This is a genomic window from Mesorhizobium sp. EU05-FHT14A09 (assembly GCF_058790995.1).
On record NZ_JBYTDF010000005.1, the window covers coordinates 140,171 to 155,945 of the forward strand.

Consider the following 15,775-nt stretch of genomic DNA (forward strand, 5'->3'; position numbering starts at 1 on the left):
CTATTTAGTCGGGAACCGTGCGACCGACATGAACTTCACAGCGGTCCCGGTGAAGCGGTTCGAATCCGCCATCTCGTTCGCGGTCTGGAAGCCGGCCGTATAGACCTCGCTCGGTGCCGTGCGAACCACATTGTAAGCCATACGCGGCGCCGTGGTGGCATCGGTCACCTTGGCGATCTTCTCATTGCCCTGGAGAGCCCAGCGCGCCACCTTCGGTGCGGCCGGAACGACCACCGACTTGTGATCGGGCTTGGCATCCTGCGCACTGGCGCGAGCCGCCTTGCGTGTCGTCTTCACATTGCCGCCCATAGCCGCAGCAGGATCGGAGCCAGCCGGACGGCTTGCCACGACGGCGCGCGGCGTAGCCGCATCGACACCGGAGGGATCGCTGAAGGCCGAACGCGAAGCCGGCAGCGCTGCGACCTGATAGGTGTCGGTCGACGCCTGCTCCAGCACCGCCTTGACCTCGTCAGGACGCTCTGTCGGCAACATCGCCAGTGCATCGGTCGCCGTCTGCTGTCCATCCCGCTTGGCGGTGTCGGCAAGCGCGAGCAGCACCGATTCCTGGTTGGGTTCAGCAACGGCAGGCGCCTTGGGACGCCATGTCGGGACTGGCACATTGCCGGCCACAGCCTGAACACCGGCGACCTGCGCGACTTCGGCAGCCGGTGCAGGCGCATTGGCATCAGCCATGCCGAAAGGCACGTTCTCCGGCGGGATCGGCGCGGCGGCAGCCATCACAGTGGGCTGCTCTGCCTGCACGGCAGAAGCGTCGGCAACACCGAATGGAACGGTTTCAGGCGTCGGCGCAGCGGCAACACCGACATCCGCCTGCGGACGCGGCGCGGCGCCCGGAACGGGTACCGAACGCGCCGGCAATGCGGCCAGGATCGTCTCAGGAGTCTCCTGCTTCGGTTCCTCAGCCACCTGCGGCTCTTCCGCCTCGGTCGCCGGCATGTCGACGCGCTGCGCATTCTCAGGCGACACGATGGCGATACCCGGCAAAGTGCTCTTGGCCGATGCGGCCGGCTTCATCGCCGCCTTCGGCTTCGGCGCCGGCGCCATGGCGACATCGGCCGAATCGTCTTCCTCGTCCTCGCCGCCGCCAAAGAAGGCGGCCAGGAAGCCGCCCGACTTGTGCGTCGAGCCACCAGCGCTGGCGAGTTCGATGTTCGGCGTGCCGTTGGACTTGCGCGCCTTGTAGGAGGCCATTGCCTGCTCATAGCCGGGCAGCGGCCGGCCGTCGCTCGGCACGTGCAGCGTCTTGCCGTTCGGGAAGAGGCGCGCGAGTTCCTGCCGGCTGATGCCGGGCCAGTGGCGCACATTGCCCACATCCATATGCACGAAAGGCGAGCCTGAGGTCGGATAATAGCCGACGCCGCCGCCCTGCATCTTGAGACCGATGTCGCGCAGCTTCTTCAGCGGCACGCCTTCGATATAGAAGTCCATCGCCTTGCCGAGGATGTGCTGACTCTTCTCGGCGACGCCGCTGCGGCGGCTTCGCGACTTCAGCATGGCATTGGTGGAGGGAGCGCGGTAACCGCAGATCACCTGGATGTAGCCGCGCGAGCCGCTCTGCCGATAGGCTTCCCAGACCAGATCCATCAGGCGCGGATCCATCTTGGTGGGCTCGTTGCGGCGCCAGTCGCGCAGGAAGAAATTCAGCTTCTTGAGGCCGGCCTGGTCGTAACGGCCGTTACGCTTGAAAACGATCTCGTCGACTTCGCCCGTGTGCAGGTTGCGCAGCTTCAAAGCGCGGACTTCGGCACTGGCGGTTCCCGCCGACACGGCCAGCAGGCCGACAGCCATCATCGCGCCGGTCAACCACTTCTGCCAGACGCTCAATGAGGATGGACGCCCGTTCTGGTGTCGTTCGATTCTGTTCAAATCAAATGGCCTTGCAGACTGCCGTTTGTCCCCGGATTTGATCAAACGGATGCGGTTGGATTCACACCCGATAATCGATCCTAATGGTTAATCGACGCTTATTGAAGCTGAAATGCGGTAACACCATGGCGATATCCCGCCCAAAATGCAGCTCCTCAGCACGTGGTAAACCACTGGTTTAAACCAGGAAACTCGCCCCAGGCTTGCGCGGGATTCAGGAAGCCAGTTTTTCCGCGCGCCCGGTTTCCGGGTCGATGCCGTACTCCTTGAGCTTTCTGTACAGCGTAGAACGCCCGATGCCAAGCCGTCTGGCCACCTCGCTCATCTGGCCGTTGTAATGGTCGATGGCCAGCCTGATCATCTCCAGCTCGACGGCCGCGAGCGAACGGACATTGCCGCGTTCGTCGAGCGCGGTCAGCGTACCGAACCTTGGTTCGATCCTGAGCATGCGGTCACCGACGACCTCTGCGTCAATCGGTCCCTCCGGGGGCAGCTCGGGTTCGATGACGGTTTCGCCCGGCAGATCGGGCACGACCGACGGTACCGGAGCCTCCAGCACCACGGTGCCCTCCACCTGGGCGCGGATTTGCGGAAACTCCTCAGGCGTCAGCATCTCACCTTCGGCTAGCACCGACGCGCGATAAATGGCGTTCTCCAGTTGGCGGATATTGCCCGGCCAGTCATAGGCCTGAAGCATGGCGAGCGCGGCATCGGAGATGGTGAGGCGCCGACGCGGACCGACCGGCGGAACCTTGTCCATGAAATGCCGAACCAGGAAGGGTATATCCTCCTTGCGACGGCGCAACGGCGGCACCAGGATCGGGAAGACGTTGAGGCGATAGAACAGATCCTCGCGAAAGCGGCTGTCCTTCACCTGCTGCAACAGGTCGCGATGGGTGGCCGAGATCAGGCGAATATCGACCTTGACGGTGGAACGGGCGCCAACTGGGTCGACCTCGCCTTCCTGCACGGCACGCAGCAGTTTCACCTGCACGTCGAGAGGCAGGTCGCCGATCTCGTCCAGGAAAAGCGTGCCGGTGTGCGCCTCGACGAACTTGCCGGTGTGTTTTTCGGTGGCGCCGGTGAAAGAGCCCTTCTCGTGGCCGAACAGGATCGATTCGACCAGATTGTCCGGAATGGCGCCGCAATTGACGGTGACGAAAGGCTTCGACCGGCGGTCGCCGCTGCCCTGGATCGCCCGCGCCACCATTTCCTTGCCGACGCCGGACTCGCCTTCGATCAGGATCGGAATAGAAGACGCTGCCGCCTTCTGGCCGAGGCGGATGACCCGCTCCATCGACGCGCTGCGCGTGGCGAGATCCTTGAAGGTAAGCGCCTGGCCGAGGCGGCGCGACGAGCGCTTCACCGCGACCTCGACCTCTTCCACCTTGAGTGCGCTGGTGATCGCGGCATTCAGACGCTCCGGCGAGGCCGGTTTGACGACGAAATCGAAGGCGCCATGGCGCATCGCCTTGACCACGGTCTCGATGCCGCCCTGCGCGGTCTGCACGATGACGGGTATGTGGATGTCACGGTCGCGCATTGCCTGCAGGACAGCGATGCCATCCATACCGGGCATGGCGAGGTCGAGCACCACCACCGAAACGTCGCGGGAATTGGGACCGTCGATCATCGCAAGGCCTGCTTCGCCGTTTTCGACGGTCAGCGCTGAATGGCCGAAACGTCCGACCGCAGCCTCGACAAGCCTGCGCTGAACCGGGTCGTCATCGACGATGAGGATCGAACCTGTCATGAGTGTTGCGAATTCGCCCCTGCGCTATGCCTTGGCCTATGGATCATCTTGGCACAGGGTTCTAAATAAGCTTTCAAAAAAGCCGGTGAACGAATTGCTTAGAAGTTGATCGGCTTCGCGCGACATTTCCGGAAGGTGTTGGAATGCATACTTTTTTCGGCCGACTGCATGCGCCGGCTCAATCCGGTCGCAAAGCTCTGGAGCTCGGCAACCTGCCTGAGTGGAACCTTGCCGACCTCTATCCCGGCATGGATGCCCCGGAACTGAAGCGCGACATCGACAAGGCCTCCGCGGATGCCGTCGCTTTTGAGAACCGCTGGAAGGGAACGCTGGCTGCCGAGGCCGCGCGTGGTGCCGAGGGCAAGCTCGGCGAGGCACTGAAAGCCTATGAAGCCCTGGAAGAGCTTGTCGGCAAGATCGTCTCCTATGCTGGTCTGGTCTACGCCGGCGACACTTCCGATCCACAGCGCGCCAAGCTTTACGGCGACGTGCAGGAAAAGATGACGGATGCGTCCTCGCATCTGCTGTTCTTCGGCCTGGAACTGAATCTCGTCGAAGACCAGGCGATCGAGCAGGCACTCGATGCCGATCCGGGTTTCGGTCATTATCGGCCCTGGGTGCTGGATCTGAGGCAGGACAAACCCTTCCAGCTCGAAGACCGTATCGAGCAGCTGTTCCATGAAAAGTCCGTCACCGGACGCGGCGCCTGGAACCGCCTGTTTGACGAGACGATGACGGAGCTGCGTTTCGACATCGACGGCGAAAAGCTGACGCTGGAACCGACGCTGAACCGGTTGCAGGACGCCGATGGCGCGGTCCGTCGTCAGGCTTCGGAAGCGCTGGCAGCAACCTTCGCCAAGAATTTGCGCACCTTTACGCTGATCACCAACACGCTCGCCAAGGACAAGGAAATCTCCGACCGCTGGCGTGGCTTCGAGGACATTGCCGACTCCCGCCACCTCGCCAACCGCGTCGAGCGCAGCGTCGTGGATGCGCTGGCGAGCGCCGTTCGCGATGCCTATCCGCGCCTGTCGCACCGCTATTATCGCATGAAGGCGCGCTGGCTCGGCATGGACGAGATGAACCACTGGGACCGCAACGCGCCACTGCCCGAAACGCCGCAGGCGACCATATCGTGGGACGAAGCCAGGAACACCGTTCTGTCAGCCTATCACCGCTTCTCGCCGGAGATGGCCGACATTGCCCGCCGCTTCTTCGATCGCAACTGGATCGATGCCCCCGTAAGGCCCGGCAAGTCGCCCGGCGCCTTCGCGCATCCCACGGTGCCGTCGGCGCATCCCTATGTGCTTTTGAACTACATGGGCAAGCCGCGCGACGTGATGACGCTGGCCCACGAACTCGGCCATGGCGTGCATCAGGTGCTGGCCGGCGGCCAGGGCGCCTTGATGGCATCGACGCCACTGACGCTGGCCGAGACCGCGTCGGTGTTCGGCGAGATGCTGACCTTCCGGTCGCTGCTCGACAAGACCGAGGACCGACGCGAGCGCAAAGCCATGCTCGCCCAGAAGGTCGAGGACATGATCAACACGGTCGTGCGCCAGATCGCCTTCTACGAATTCGAACGCAAGGTGCACACCGAGCGCAAGAACGGCGAACTGACTTCCGACCAGCTCGGCAAGTTCTGGCTGGAAGTGCAGGCCGAGAGTCTGGGGCCGGCGATCAAGTTGCGGGAAGGCTACGAGACCTTCTGGACCTACATCCCGCACTTCATCCATTCGCCGTTCTACGTCTATGCCTATGCCTTCGGCGATTGCCTGGTGAACTCGCTCTATGCCGTCTACCAGAACGCCGAACGCGGCTTCCAGGAGAAGTATTTCGACATGCTGCGCGCCGGCGGCACCAAGCATCACTCCGAGCTGCTGAAGCCGTTCGGCCTGGATGCCAGCGATCCGGCCTTCTGGCAGATCGGGCTTGGCGTGATCTCCAATCTGATCGACGAATTGGAAGCCCTGGACTAGAGCATTTCCGGTCCGACCCGGCGCATGATGCTAAGAGCCGAAGACGATTTTTGGCGTCATGCGTTTTGCGGCAAAGCCGGACGGGGTTTGGGGGTATAAGATAAATTGACGGCGTCCCGTTTCGCACTTTTTCGCGATGATCCGGCCGGTCGCGACGTGCTGTTCGAACAGCCGTCCGCATTGATCGTTGCCGATAGCCCGCAGGATTTCGAACACGCGCTGGAGCAGGCTGAGGCAGCGCGCCGCGACGGCAAATGGCTGGCCGGCTATTTTTCCTATGAGGCCGGCTATCTGCTTGAGCCCAAGCTGAAGCCGCTGCTGCCCGAAGGCCGACGGGCACCCCTGGTCGCGCTCGGCGTCTTCGATGGACCGTCCGATCGCATCTTGCCGTCAGCCCAGGCTGCCACCAATGGCCCGATCTTCGACGCGCGGGCACAATGGTCTTATGAAGACTACGAAAAGCGCTTTGCGCGCCTGCATCTGCACCTGCGCAAAGGCGATTGTTACCAGGGCAACCTGACCTTTCCCGTCAAGGCGCAATGGTCGGGGGATCCGCTTGCCGCCTTCAATGCACTCATCGCCCGCCAGCCGGTGAAATATGGCGCACTCGTCTCCCTGGCGGGCCCGACGGTGCTGTCGCGCTCGCCGGAGCTGTTCTTCCAGGTGGATACCGACGGCTGGATCGAGACACATCCCATGAAGGGCACCGCGCCGCGCGGCAAGACGCCGGAAGAGGATGCCGCTCTCAAGGAATTCCTGCGCAACGACGAGAAGAACCAGGCGGAGAACCGCATGATCGTCGACCTGCTGCGCAACGATATCTCGCTGATCTCAGAGGTCGGCACCCTCGACGTTCCGGACCTGTTTCGCATCGAGAGTTACCCGACCGTGCATCAGCTGGTCTCGACGGTGCGGGCCAGACTGTTGCCGGATCTCGCCATCCGCGACATCTTTGCCGCTCTCTTTCCCTGCGGCTCGATCACCGGGGCGCCGAAGATCCGCGCCATGGAGATCCTGCGCGAGCTGGAAGGAACGCCGCGCGACGCCTATTGCGGTGCCATAGGCTGGATCGCGCCCAACGGCACCATGCGCTTTTCGGTGGCCATTCGCACCATCTCGCTCTTTGCAAACGGTGAAGCCGTCTACAATGTCGGCGGCGGCGTAGTGTTCGATTCCACGGCGGAGGAGGAGTATGAGGAGTGCCTGCTGAAAGCCCGCTTTGCGACGGGGACGCTTCCGGCCTCACATTGATCGAGACGCTGCGCTGGGAACCGCAAACCGGCTTCCTGCGCCTCGATCGCCACCTTGCTCGACTGAGCGCCTCGGCCACAGCCCTCGGCTTCCACTACGACAATGACGCCGCAAGCGCCGCATTGCTGAGCGCCGTCCAAGGTGCATCGGCACCGCAACGCATGCGCCTCGCGCTCACCACGGACGGCAGTGTGGCTGTGACGACCCAGCCGTTCCACCCCCTGCCGGACGGCACGGTCTGGACCTTGCGGCTGGCGCGCGAACAGCTTTCCTCGCGGGACACGCTGCTGCGTCATAAGACCAGCCGCCGAGATGCCTATCAGCAGGCGCGCGCCGAACATACAGCCGCCGAAGCCGACGAAGTGCTGCTCGCCAATGAGCGCGGCGAAATCTGCGAAGGCACCATCACCAATCTGTTCGTCGATACGGGCGAAGGCGGCCCATTGCTGACTCCGGCACTGACCTGCGGCCTGCTGCCAGGCATATTGCGCGGCGAATTGCTGGACCAAGGCAGAGCGCGCGAAGCAGTTCTAACCTTGCGCGATCTGACGGCGGCAAGACAGCTGTTTGTCGGCAATTCGCTGCGCGGACTGATCGCGGCAAAGCTGGTCTGAGCCGAACGTCGAAACCGATCCGGAGAAAACATGTTCGTCGTCAATCTCACCTACAAGGTTCCGCTGACCGAGATCGACAAACTGCGCGACGCGCATATGGAATGGGTGAAAGCCGGTTACACCGATGGCATCTTCATAGCCTCCGGCGCCAAGCGCCCGCGTACCGGCGGCGTGATCCTGGCCCGTGGCACACGCGAAGCGCTCGATGCACGGCTGGCGGAAGATCCGTTTACCAAAGCCGATGTCGCTGACTACGACGTGATCGACTTTGCCGCGACGAGTACCGAGGCAGGACTGGAAGCCTTGAAAGACTGATGGACGTGCAACGCCCCCTGCCCCCGCACACACCCTATGACGGCTCTTCAAAAGCCTTCGCCATCGGCCTGAAACCGCTGGAACTCGACCGTTGGCTGGAGGTCGACGGCTATTTCGGCGCCCAGTTGGCCGAGAAACATCGCCTTTATCGCGAGCTGCCGGACAAGGTTTTCGTCGAAGAGCCCGACACGCGCGACGCGCAACGCGAAGTGCTCGAACTCGTCGAGGCGAGTATGGACGAGCATCACACGCAGGCACTGGCCGAGGCTCGATCCCTGGGCACGACCGGACCAGCCGTGCTGGCCGATGCTCCGCTGGTGACCGCTTCGCTGATGACGCAGGACGATCTCATCCTGATGCGCCGCAGCGACGACGGCTGGCGCCTGGCGGCGGGTTCGCTGTGTTTTCCTTCGTCCTGGTCGCTGAGGGAAAAATTCGGCAAGCCGCTGCACCATATCCATGACCCTGTCCCGGGGTTCGGCACCGGCACGCGGCCGGCCGACATCATCAGCCGCATGTTCGACAACCTGCAGGGCCAGGCGGTGGAGCGCTTCAACTGGTCGGTCCAGGCCAACGATGCGCTCTATCATCCGCTGTCGGACCGCCAGCGCATCGCCCGCTCCGCTGAGCGACAGTCGACTTTCCCGAATGGCGACCTCAACGCGCACGCCTTCATTCGCGTGGAGCGGCAGACGCTGCGCAAACTGCCCCACTCGCGCGACATCCTCTTCACCATTCGCATCTATCTCGACCCGCTGGCCGTGCTCGCCCGCCATCCCGACCGCGCCCGCGTCGCGGCCGGTTTCGCCACGCAACTCGGGGAACTGGACGATGCCCAACTCGACTACAAGGGCCTGACCGCCGATCGGGAGCGGCTGGTGGCTTACCTTCGCGGGATGGCTGACGGCTGACGGCCTTTGCGCCGTTAACGCCAGCGACCAGATTCGCTTTATTGTGACAAGCATGTATGGTTTAGCAGTCGCAGCCGGACGCATCCGCGTCCGGTTTTTCTGTTGAGGACATACGAAAACGAAGGAGTGCCGCAAAAAATGGCGAATGAAAAATGGCCCGTCTATGGTGAGATCACCGGCCCAATCGTGATGATTGGCTTCGGTTCGATCGGCCGTGGCTCGCTTCCGCTCATCGAGCGCCATTTCAAATTCGACAAGTCTCGCATGGTGATCATCGATCCCAGCGAGGAAAACCGCAAACTGGCGGATGAACGCGGCATCACCTTCATCAAGCAGGCCATCACCAAGGACAATTACAAGGAAGTGCTGACCCCGCTGCTGACCAATGGCGGCGGCCAGGGCTTCTGCATCAACCTTTCGGTCGACACCGGCTCGGTCGACCTGATGCGGCTCACCCGCAAGCTCGGCGCCCTTTATGTCGATACGGTCGTCGAGCCGTGGCTCGGCTTCTACTTCGACACCGAAGCCAGCAACGCCTCGCGCACCAACTACGCGCTGCGCGAAGGCCTGCTGGCGGAAAAGCGCAAGCATCCGGGCGGCCCTACCGCCGTCTCCACCTGCGGTGCCAACCCCGGCATGGTGTCGTGGTTCGTCAAGCAGGCGCTGGTCAATCTCGCCAAGGACCTTGGCCTTGAGATCGAGACGCCCGCGCAGGACGACCGCGAAGGCTGGGCCAAGCTGATGAAGAAGGCTGGCGTCAAGGGCGTGCACATCGCCGAACGCGACACCCAGCGCGCAAAGAAGCCCAAGCCGCTGAACGTGTTCTGGAACACCTGGTCGGTCGAAGGCTTCATCTCGGAAGGCCTGCAGCCAGCCGAGCTCGGCTGGGGCACCCATGAGAAGTGGATGCCCAAGAACGCCAAGAAGCACAAGAAGGGCTCGAAGGCGGCGATCTACCTGGAACAGCCCGGCGCCAACACCCGCGTGCGCACTTGGGTGCCGACCCCCGGTCCGCAATACGGCTTCCTGGTCACCCACAACGAGGCGATCTCGATCTCCGACTTCTTCACCGTGCGCGACAAGCATGGTGAGGTGACCTACCGTCCGACCTGTCACTACGCCTACCATCCGAGCAACGATGCCGTGCTGTCGCTGCACGAGATGTTCGGCGCTGCAGGCAAGGCGCAGCCGGTACAGCACGTGCTCGAGGAAAACGAACTGGTCGATGGTTCCGACGAGCTTGGCGTGCTCCTCTACGGTCACAAGAAGAATGCTTACTGGTACGGTTCTCAGCTGACGCTGGAGGCAGCCCGCAAGCTGGCTCCGCACCAGAACGCAACTGGCCTGCAGGTGTCGTCGGCGGTGCTCGCCGGCATGGTCTGGGCGCTCGAAAATCCGGAAGCCGGTATCGTCGAGACCGACGAGATGGATTTCAACCGCTGCCTGGAAGTGCAGAAGCCCTATCTCGGCCCGGTCAACGGATACTACACCGACTGGACGCCGCTGGACGGCCGGCCGGGACTGTTCGAGGAAGACATCGACCAGAAGGATCCCTGGCAGTTCCGCAACATCCTGGTGCGCTGACCGCCAATCCATAAACAAGAAGGGCGCCGATCGGCGCCCTTTTTCGTTGTTCGGATCAGAACGGCCTCTGGCGGAGCTGGAGCAATTCCAGGAAAAGTGCGTACCGGTTTTCCGTCTGGAATTGCGCAAAAACAAAGAGTTGGAGCGTTGCCGTTAAAAACGGAAACCCTCCAGGAATGGCTATTTCCGCAATTCCGCTTCGATGTCGTCCAGCGCCTTGTCCTTGCCGATACCGGTAAGGAAGGCCAGCCCCTTGATGATGGGCACCGTCACCGAAGCCGAGATCGGCGTGGTCGAGACGATCAGGTCGACGCCATCGGCCATGCTGGCCACTTCGGTCGCCTTGCACTGCAGGGCATTGAACGTCAGTCCGCGTGCCTTCATGGCTTCCGTCACCGTGACATTGACGGCCGTCGAGGTTGCGACGCCGGTGCCGCAGGCGAAAAGAATGGTCTTCTGTCTGGCCATGTCGAATTTACTCCTGCTAGCTCAATAGTGCCCTGACATCGTCGACGCTCGTGGCCTGTTTCAGGCCGGCCAGCGCTTCAGGGCTCTGAATGGTGCCCATGATCTCCTGCAGCATTTCTATCTGCTTGTCCTTGTCGTTGATGGCAAGCAGGAAGACGATGCCGACGGAAACCGCTTCATCCGGTTCTTCCATATTGGCGAAGTCGACCGGCTGCGACAGCACCGCCAGCGCCACGCCCGCCTTGTTGACGTGGACCGGGTCGGTGTGCGGCACGGCGACGTTTTCAGCAAGACCGAGCGGCAGGCCGGTCGGCATCGTCTGCTCGCGCTTCACCACCGCATCGACATAGCTCGGCTTGACGTAACCCAGGGACTCCAGGCGCGCGGCTAACTGACGGATCACCGCTTCACTGTCGGCGGCGTTCACACCCAGCAGGATCGCTTCGGGGTCGATGTGGTCGATCAGGGCTTGCGCCATGCTTTGTTCTCCAGATTTGGGGCCGACGGCGATCTCCGCCTCCGGCCCCATGTTTCCTTTCAGGTGACGGCTACCCGACGATCAGCCTCAGGCTGCTTCGTCCTCGGCGCCGGCCGCACGTTCCCAGGCCAGCGTGTTGCGGCGGTAGAGCACGAAGGCTCCCGCGATCAACAGCGCCAGCACGGCAAGTCCGGCAACACCAAGACCCTGGATCGCCTCGATGATCACGTAGGGGATCCACAGGAAGCCGTCGACCACCGAGGTGATCTGCACCGCATGTTCGGGCATCTTGAAGCCGGAGGCGACGGCAGCGCTGGTGAACAGCGGGGCGAGTGCGTTGGCGACGTAGAAGCCGAGGGCGAGCGTGATGGTACCCACCACCACCATGCGGAAGACGTTGCCCTTGAGCAGCGGCGCGGTCATGGCCACGATGAACGGGATGACCGCAAGGTCCGCGAACAGGATGACGCGGTTGCCGGGCAGGATCACCGACAGGATGATGGCGATCGGCACCAGGATCAGCGACGACGAGATTGCGGCCGGATGTCCGATCAGGATCGCCGAGTCGAGACCCACCAGCAGCTCGCGGTCGCCGGTGCGCTTGCGCACGAATTCCTGTGCGGCATCCGAGACCGGCAGCAGGCCTTCCATCAGCACCTTCACCATGCGCGGCAAAAGCAGCATGACGGCGGCAAGCGTCATGCCGGTGGAAAGCACCTTCGACAGCACGGTGCCGAAATCGCCGGCGTTGTAATAGGCGATCAGGCCAAGCACGAGGCCGATGATCAGGCCGAGCACCACCGGTTCGCCGAACACGCCGAAACGCTTTTCGATCGTCTCGGTGCTGATGTTGATCTTGTTGATGCCCGGGATACGGTCCATCACCCAGTTCAGCACAATGGCGATCGGCAGGATCTGGGCCGAAGCCAGATGCGGCACCGAGACGCCCGGAATACCATAGAATTGCTGCACGGCGCGAGCCGACCAGTCGGCGAACAGCAGTGCCAGGGCCGCCACGAGGGCTGCAACGATTAGGCCATAGGCAAGGCTGTTGGTCGCGGCCGTGGCCAGCGAGCCAACGAAAGCAAAGTGCCAGAAATTCCACACGTCGACATTCAGCGTGCGTGTCAGGCGCAGGAGGAGCAGTACCACGTTGACGGCGATGCCGATCGGGATCACCCAGAGACCGACGGATGATCCGAAGGCGATGGCCGCGGCAGACGGCCAGCCGACATCGACGATATCGCGCTGGATGCCGGTGTTGGTGACGATGGCCTTGGCCACGTCGCCGATCGAGGTGAGCATCAGGCCGAGCACCAGGTTGATACCGATGAAGGCGACGCCGATGGTAACGGCGGCGCGAAACGCCCTGCCGACCTTGGCCCCCAGCACCACCGCGATGATGAAAATGACGATGGGCAACAGAACCGTCGCGCCAAGCGTGTCCACGGCCGATTTAAGGCCGGTCAAAAACGTGTCCATTTTTCCTCCCCAAGACGCCCGGTTGTTTCCGGCGCGCCATTCCAAGAACATTTGTGTTCTTCGATATACGAAAGTTGCAGCCTTTCAAGAGGCTGTCAATCGACTCTCCCCGACAAACCGGTGGACCGCAGCACCTCTTTGAACTGTTGCCGACACGCCACGCTTTGCAAACCGCATTGTTAGAGAGTTTGGATTTTCTTGGAAACGCAGAGCGCGCTAACTCCTTGTCTTTGCGCAATTCCGGACGCAAAGCCGCTGCGCGCTTTTGCTGGAATTGCTATAGCGAGCCTTGTTTTCATCATCAATTCGAGCGATGGAAGGGACGCGGACCGAGGAGAGGTTTTACGACATGATGACAGCGCGCAAACTTGTTTCGGCCAGCCTTGCCGTAGTCGCGACCATGGCACTGGCAGCCTGCCAGACCGGCGGCGGCCCCAGCGAACCGCCACCGGCGGCAGCGCCGAAGGGTGTGGAAGGCTCCTGGATCGATGCCCAGGGCACCGGGCTTTCGACCATTTCGGGCGGCAAGTTCCAGACGGTTGCCACCGATACCGGCCAGAAGCTCGCCGACGGCAGCTATCGCTCGACCAGCCAGACGTCGATCGAGATCAATGGCACCTCGTTGATCCGCCAGTCGCCGATCGCCTTCAACTGCCTGCTCGTCTCGATCAACCAGCTCAACTGCACCAGCCAGGCCGGCCAGAACTTCGTGCTGACGCGCCGCAGCTGACGCAAGCCGCGCCACAGGCGCTCGCAATCGACATCTTGTCGAACGGCCGCATCCGCAAGGTGCGGCCGTTTCTGTTACGCGCAACGTTTCGCCGGCAAAAACCCCGCCCCGAATCCGCTTGCAACGACGGAAAGGCAATGGGAACATGCCTGTCGAGGGCATGTAAAACTCCAGTCAAGCAGGGCGTCTACAACACCACGGCAGGCCATCCGCATCGCTCCCGCGATCGACACGATCGCTGCGCGGAGCGCGGCATCACGAACGCAACGGGAGAGCAGGAATGAAGAAGATCGCTGTCGCCACCGCACTGTCGGCCTCGGCCCTCGGCATGAGCACCGGCATGTCCTTTGCCGACTACACGCTGAACATCCTGCACATCAACGACTGGCATAGCCGTATCGAAAGCAACAACAAGTACGAATCCACCTGTTCCGCAGAGGAAGAGACCAAGGGTGAGTGCTTCGGCGGCGCCGCCCGGCTGGTTACCGCGATCGCCGCCGAACGCAAGAGGCTGGAAGGCCAGAACGTGGTGCTGCTCAACGGCGGCGACAACTTCCAGGGCTCGCTCTTCTACACGACCTACAAGGGCAAGACCGAAGCCGAATTCCTGAACCAGATGAAGTTCGACGCCATGACCGTCGGCAATCATGAGTTCGACGACGGTGAAGACGCCTTGGCGCCGTTCCTCGACATCATCAAGTTCCCGGTGCTGTCGGCCAATGTGAAGGCTAGCGCCGCCGCCAAGGTCGGCGACCGCATCAAGCCGTCCGTGGTGATCGAGCTGGGTGGCCAGAAGATCGGCATTGTCGGCGCCGTCACCAACGACACGCCGGAACTTGCCACCCCCGGCCCCAACATCACCATCGAGGACGACGTCAAGACCATCACCGCCGAGGTCGAGAAGCTGAAAGGCCAGGGCGTCAACAAGATCATCGCGCTGACCCATGTCGGCTACCCGCGCGACAAGGAGATGATCGCCAGGATCCCGGGCGTCGACGTCGTGGTCGGTGGACATTCGCACTCGCTGCTGTCCAACACCGATCCGAAGGCTGAGGGTCCCTACCCGACCATGATCGACAATCCGGACGGCTACAAGGTGCCGGTGACCCAGGCCGCCTCCTATTCCAAGCTGCTCGGCGAATTCAAGGTGGTGTTCGACGACAATGGCATCGTCAAGGAAGCCAGCGGCAACCCGATCCCGCTCGACAAGTCCGTAACACCGGATCCGCAGGTGCTGGCGCGCATCAAGGAGCTCGGCGCGCCGATCGAGGAGCTGAAGGCCAAGCAGGTCGGCGAGACCACCGCGGTCATCGACGGCAGCCGCGAGAACTGCCGCACGCGCGAATGCGCCATGGGCAATCTTGTTTCGGATGCGGTGCTCGATCGCGTCAAGGATCAGGGCGTGCAGATCGCCTTCACCAATGGCGGCGGCCTGCGCGCTTCGATCGACCAGGGCAAGGTCTCGATGGGTGAAGTGCTGACGGTGCTGCCTTTCCAGAACACCATCGCCACCTTCCAGCTTTCCGGCGCCGACGTGAAGGCCGCGCTGGAGAACGGCGCCAGCCAGGTGGAGGAAGGCGGCGGCCGCTTCGCCCAGGTCGCCGGCCTCAAATATTCCCTCGACCGGGCCGCGCCCGCGCAAAGCCGCATCAAGTCGGTCGAGGTGATGGAGAACGGCAAGTGGGTGCCGCTCGATCCGAACAAGGACTACCTGGTCGCGGCCAACAACTACACCCGCCAGGGCGGCGACGGTTACAAGGTGTTCGCCGACAAGGGCAAGAACGCCTACGACTACGGCCCGGGCCTGGAGCAGACCGTGGCCGACTATCTCGGCGCCCACAATCCCTACACGCCGAAGCTCGACGGCCGCATCGTCGACATCGCTGCCGCACAACCGGCCGAGGCTGCGAAGCCCGCCGAACCGGCTCCGGCCGCCAGCGGCGGCGAGGCCACGCCGGCAGTGCCGGCCCCACCGGCTGCATCCAGCGATATCGCCAACACGCCACCGACCGTCGAAGCCCCTGCCGCGAAACCAGCCGAAGCCGCTCCCGCGGAAGCCGCCAAGCCGGCCGAAGCCGCAGCGCCGGTCCAGGCCGGCGGCACCCACGTCATCGCCAAGGGCGACACCTATTGGGACATCGCCGTCAAGGCCTATGGCGACGGCACCAAATGGCGGCGCATCGCGCATGCCAATCCCGGCCAGCAGCCGCATCGGTTGCTGGTGGGCAGCGAACTGAAGATACCGGCAAAATGAAGGGTGCCCCGATCTCCTCCTTAGCGAGGAGATCGGCATTTCCGGGGTGCGGCCAGACGCGGCATTGAA

General features: G+C 62.8%; 13 protein-coding genes. 8 read left to right on the top strand and 5 right to left on the bottom strand.

The window, feature by feature from the left end:
• On the bottom strand, positions 1-1,812 hold the full coding sequence (locus AC3WTO_RS18690; RefSeq protein ID WP_492462757.1) for a peptidoglycan L,D-endopeptidase MepK: 1,812 nt from the start codon (positions 1,810-1,812) through the stop codon (positions 1-3).
• A gap of 289 nt (positions 1,813-2,101) precedes the next feature.
• A complete protein-coding gene (locus AC3WTO_RS18695; protein WP_492462280.1) occupies positions 2,102-3,640 on the bottom strand; it encodes a sigma-54-dependent transcriptional regulator in 1,539 nt (512 codons plus the stop codon).
• A 143-nt stretch (positions 3,641-3,783) separates the two neighbouring features.
• Between AC3WTO_RS18695 and AC3WTO_RS18700 the strand changes: the two genes are divergently transcribed.
• From AC3WTO_RS18700 to AC3WTO_RS18725, 6 genes are all read left to right on the top strand, one after another.
• Entirely contained in the window at positions 3,784-5,619 is a 1,836-nt protein-coding gene (locus AC3WTO_RS18700; protein WP_492462282.1) for a M3 family oligoendopeptidase, read from the top strand.
• Positions 5,620-5,724: 105 nt separating this feature from the next.
• Positions 5,725-6,870 carry an aminodeoxychorismate synthase component I gene (locus tag AC3WTO_RS18705; protein WP_492462284.1) on the top strand — a complete coding sequence of 382 codons (1,146 nt, stop codon included), beginning with the start codon at positions 5,725-5,727 and terminating at the stop codon, positions 6,868-6,870.
• The gene (locus AC3WTO_RS18710) at positions 6,819-7,484 is read left to right on the top strand and encodes an aminotransferase class IV family protein (protein WP_492462286.1); all 666 of its coding nucleotides are present in this window, start codon (positions 6,819-6,821) and stop codon (positions 7,482-7,484) included. Before AC3WTO_RS18705 ends, AC3WTO_RS18710 begins: the two co-directional genes overlap by 52 nt.
• Before the next feature lie 30 nt (positions 7,485-7,514).
• On the top strand, positions 7,515-7,799 hold the full coding sequence (locus AC3WTO_RS18715; protein ID WP_492462288.1) for a YciI family protein: 285 nt from the start codon (positions 7,515-7,517) through the stop codon (positions 7,797-7,799).
• Positions 7,799-8,710: a heme-dependent oxidative N-demethylase family protein gene (locus AC3WTO_RS18720; protein ID WP_492462290.1), complete on the top strand. Its 912-nt coding sequence runs from the start codon at positions 7,799-7,801 to the stop codon at positions 8,708-8,710. Before AC3WTO_RS18715 ends, AC3WTO_RS18720 begins: the two co-directional genes overlap by 1 nt.
• Positions 8,711-8,848: 138 nt before the next feature.
• On the top strand, positions 8,849-10,294 hold the full coding sequence (locus AC3WTO_RS18725) for a homospermidine synthase (protein ID WP_492462292.1): 1,446 nt from the start codon (positions 8,849-8,851) through the stop codon (positions 10,292-10,294).
• Between the two features lie 180 nt (positions 10,295-10,474).
• Here the strand turns inward: AC3WTO_RS18725 and AC3WTO_RS18730 are convergent, their stop codons facing one another.
• From AC3WTO_RS18730 to AC3WTO_RS18740, 3 genes are all read right to left on the bottom strand, one after another.
• Entirely contained in the window at positions 10,475-10,762 is a 288-nt protein-coding gene (locus tag AC3WTO_RS18730) for a PTS sugar transporter subunit IIB (protein ID WP_492462294.1), read from the bottom strand.
• 16 nt (positions 10,763-10,778) lie between these two features.
• Entirely contained in the window at positions 10,779-11,240 is a 462-nt protein-coding gene (locus tag AC3WTO_RS18735) for a PTS sugar transporter subunit IIA (protein ID WP_492462296.1), read from the bottom strand.
• A gap of 87 nt (positions 11,241-11,327) precedes the next feature.
• On the bottom strand, positions 11,328-12,722 hold the full coding sequence (locus AC3WTO_RS18740; RefSeq protein WP_492462298.1) for a PTS galactitol transporter subunit IIC: 1,395 nt from the start codon (positions 12,720-12,722) through the stop codon (positions 11,328-11,330).
• A 349-nt stretch (positions 12,723-13,071) separates the two neighbouring features.
• Here AC3WTO_RS18740 and omp10 point away from each other — a divergent pair, with 349 nt between their 5' ends.
• Entirely contained in the window at positions 13,072-13,452 is a 381-nt protein-coding gene (gene omp10 / locus AC3WTO_RS18745; RefSeq protein ID WP_492462301.1) for an outer membrane lipoprotein Omp10, read from the top strand.
• A 280-nt stretch (positions 13,453-13,732) separates the two neighbouring features.
• Positions 13,733-15,706 carry a 5'-nucleotidase C-terminal domain-containing protein gene (locus tag AC3WTO_RS18750; protein ID WP_492462303.1) on the top strand — a complete coding sequence of 658 codons (1,974 nt, stop codon included), beginning with the start codon at positions 13,733-13,735 and terminating at the stop codon, positions 15,704-15,706.
• The last annotated feature ends 69 nt before the right edge of the window (positions 15,707-15,775 follow it).